This window comes from Caulobacter sp. P1_B12_2, from assembly GCF_056406675.1.
Map to the genome: position 1 here is coordinate 1 of NZ_JBFTZS010000457.1, position 3,583 is coordinate 3,583.

The 3,583-nt window shown below is 67.3% G+C and carries 2 protein-coding genes and 1 pseudogene; 2 read left to right on the top strand and 1 reads right to left on the bottom strand.

The window, feature by feature from the left end; genetic code table 11:
* Together clpB and AC1DZ6_RS21370 are read left to right on the top strand one after the other, a co-directional pair.
* Positions 1 to 2,413: ATP-dependent chaperone ClpB (gene clpB, locus AC1DZ6_RS21365; protein ID WP_477099143.1), on the top strand; the 2,413-nt coding region annotated here is incomplete at its 5' end.
* Between the two features lie 330 nt (positions 2,414 to 2,743).
* On the top strand, positions 2,744 to 3,313 hold the full coding sequence (locus AC1DZ6_RS21370; protein WP_477099144.1) for an OmpA family protein: 570 nt from the start codon (positions 2,744 to 2,746) through the stop codon (positions 3,311 to 3,313).
* Between the two features lie 55 nt (positions 3,314 to 3,368).
* Here the strand turns inward: AC1DZ6_RS21370 and AC1DZ6_RS21375 are convergent.
* Positions 3,369 to 3,583: pseudogene (locus AC1DZ6_RS21375) on the bottom strand (oxidoreductase); the annotation flags it as partial.

The window sequence follows — 3,583 nt, forward strand, 5'->3', positions numbered from 1 at the left end:
CGCGGCGACCGACGCCCTGCTGGCCAAGACCCCGCGCGTCGACGGGGCCGGCGGCCAGCTCTACATGAAGCCCGACACGGCTCGCGTCTTCGACGCGGCCGAGACCGGGGCGAAGAAGGCCGGCGACGCCTTCGTCACCACCGAGCGCCTGCTGATCGCCATCGCCAAGGAAGGCGGCGACGCGGCCAAGATCCTGAAAGAGGCCGGGGCCACGGCCCAGGGCCTGGAAACCGCCGCCGCCGCCGTCCGCAAGGGCCGCACCGCCGACAGCGCCTCGACCGAGGACGGCTATGACGCGCTGAAGCGCTACGCCCGCGATCTGACCCAGGCGGCCCGCGACGGCAAGATCGACCCGGTGATCGGCCGCGACGAGGAAATCCGCCGCACGATCCAGGTGCTGTCGCGCCGCACCAAGAACAATCCCGTGCTGATCGGCGAGCCCGGCGTGGGCAAGACCGCCATCGTCGAAGGCCTGGCCCAGCGCATCGTCGAGGGCGACGTGCCGGAAAGCCTGAAGGACAAGAAGCTGCTGTCGCTGGACATGGGCAGCCTGATCGCCGGCGCGAAGTATCGCGGCGAGTTCGAGGAGCGGCTGAAGGCCGTGCTCGGCGAGGTCACGGCCGCCGAGGGCTCGATCATCCTGTTCATCGACGAGATGCACACCCTGGTCGGGGCCGGCAAGGGCGACGGGGCGATGGACGCCTCCAACCTGCTCAAGCCCGCCCTGGCGCGCGGCGAGCTGCACTGCGTGGGCGCCACCACGCTGGACGAGTACCGCAAGCACGTCGAGAAGGACGCGGCCCTGGCTCGCCGGTTCCAGCCGGTGTTCGTCGGCGAGCCCACGGTCGAAGACACGGTCTCGATCCTGCGCGGTCTGAAAGAGAAGTACGAGGTTCACCACGGCGTGCGGATCTCGGACTCCGCCCTGGTCGCCGCGGCCACGCTCAGCAACCGCTACATCGCCGACCGCTTCCTGCCCGACAAGGCCATCGACCTGATGGACGAGGCGGCCAGCCGGGTGCGGATGGCGATCGACTCCAAGCCTGAAGAACTGGACGAGATCGACCGCCGCCTGGTGCAGCTGAAGATCGAGCGCGAGGCCTTGTCCAAGGAGACCGACGCGGCCTCCCGGCAGCGCCTGGAAAACCTTGAAGTCGAAGTGGACGATCTGCAGTTCCGTTCCGACGAGATGACCGCGCGCTGGAAGGCCGAGAAGGACAAGGTCGGCGGCGCCGCCCAGGCCCGCGAGGCCCTGGACCGTCTGCGCGCCGACCTGGCCGCCGCCCAACGGGCTGGTGACTTCGCCCGCGCGGGTCAGCTGCAGTACGGCGAGATCCCGGCCCTGGAACGTCGCCTGGCCGAGGCCGAAGCGGGCGAAAGCGGCGTGGGCGCCCAGAAGGCCCTGACGCCGGAAGTCGTCGACGCCGAGCAGATCGCCGCCGTGGTCAGCCGCTGGACCGGGGTGCCGGTCGAGAAGATGCTGGAAGGCGAGCGCGAGAAGCTGCTGAAGATGGAGGACGCCCTGCGCGGCCGCGTCGTCGGCCAGGACGAGGCGCTGGAGGCGGTGTCCGACGCGGTGCGCCGCGCGCGGGCCGGCCTGCACGACCCGTCCAAGCCGATTGGCAGCTTCCTCTTCCTGGGCCCGACGGGCGTGGGCAAGACCGAGCTGACCAAGAGCCTGGCCGAGTTCATGTTCGCCGACGAGCATGCGATCACCCGCATGGACATGTCGGAATACATGGAGAAGCACTCGGTCAGCCGCCTGATCGGCGCGCCGCCCGGCTATGTCGGCTACGACGAGGGCGGGGCGCTGACCGAGGCCGTGCGCCGGCGGCCGTACCAGGTGGTGCTGTTCGACGAAGTCGAGAAGGCCCACCCGGACGTCTTCAACGTGCTGCTCCAGGTGCTGGACGACGGTCGCCTGACCGACGGCCAGGGCCGGACGGTCGACTTCCGGAACACCCTGATCATCATGACCTCCAACCTCGGTTCGGAGTTTCTGGCCAACCAGGAAGACGGCGCTGACGTGGAGGAGGTGCGGCCTCTGGTGATGAACACGGTGCGCGGCCACTTCCGCCCCGAGTTCCTCAACCGGATCGACGAGATCATCCTGTTCAAGCGCCTGTCGCGTTCGAACATGGGCGACATCGTCCGCATTCAGCTGCAGCGGGTGGACAAGATGCTGGCCGAGCGCCGCATGACCCTGGCGCTGGACGCCGAGGCCCTGCAGTGGCTGGCCGACAAGGGCTATGATCCGGTCTATGGCGCGCGCCCGCTCAAGCGGGTGATCCAGAAGGACCTGATCGACCCGATCGCCAAGAAGCTGCTGGCCGGCGAGCTGGAAGATGGCGGCGTGATCGCCGTCGGCGCCGGTTCGGACGGCCTGGCGATTCACAAGGCGACGTTGCAGTAAGTCTCGTCTTCAGCCGAATCCCATGCGGGCGCGTCCGATGGACGCGCCCGTTTTTCTGTCTGGCGGAGACCGAAAAACGGGTTCAGGATGACCTCTCCGCCTTCATATATCGCAAATATTTCTCGGGAACCTTTGACCGTGTTCCGCGTACGCGCGCGTTACTTAAAAGCGGCGCAGAGATTTGCGGAACAGTGGCCAAGTCTGTCCAGAACAGGCCCAGAATTCGCCTCTTTCAAATGTCGGTTTTCGACTGTCGAAGCGCCGCTGATGGACTGTCGAACGGTCCAGCTTGGTGCTCGGTGTTGAAACAACGGTGGAAGGGTGTGTCCGATGATTAGCCTGAATTACAAGATGATGATGGTGAGTGCTCTGGTGGCCGGCGGGTTGTCGGTCAGCGGTTGCGCGACCAAGGGCTTCGTCAACGAACAGGTCGGGGCGGTGAATACGCGGGTCGACAGCACGGATTCGAAACTCGCCGAGGTCGACCGCACCAGCCAGGAAGCGCTGAAGCGCGCGACCGACGCCGGCAAGCTGGCCGAGGGCAAGTTCCTGTATTCGGTGGTGCTGAGCGACGACTCGGTGAAGTTCCCGCTGAACCGCTATGAACTGTCGCCGGAAGCCGAGCAGCGTCTGGCCGACTTCGCCTCGAAGCTGAAGGGCGACAACAAGAACGTCTATCTGGAAATCCAGGGCTTCACCGACGCCACGGGTGATCCGAAGTACAACGAGGGCCTGGCCGGCGAGCGGGCCGAGACCGTGCGCAAGTTCCTCAGCAAGCAGGGCGTGCCGCTGAACCGCATGGCCACGATCTCGTACGGCGAGGACGATCCGGTGGCCCCGAATGACAACCCCGACGGCCGCGCCCAGAACCGCCGCGTGGTGATCCAGGTCCTGGCCTAGCACGATGTTTGGGGACAGGCGCACGCGCCTGTCCCGGTCCGTGCCGGGCTAGCCTTCAGCCCAAGGCCGCCGGCCGCAGCAGGTCCTCCAGCCCGATCCGGCGATACATCTCGGCCCGCACGCGGTCGGCGACGCCGTTGACGATCTCGGCGCCGTCTTCCGACGGATCGATGTGGACCCGGAACGGGCGCTTGCCGAACGGGGTGTCGACCACGGTGGCGATGGCCTTGGCCACGTCGCCGGCGTCGGCGTCGGCCGGCTCCAGGGCGG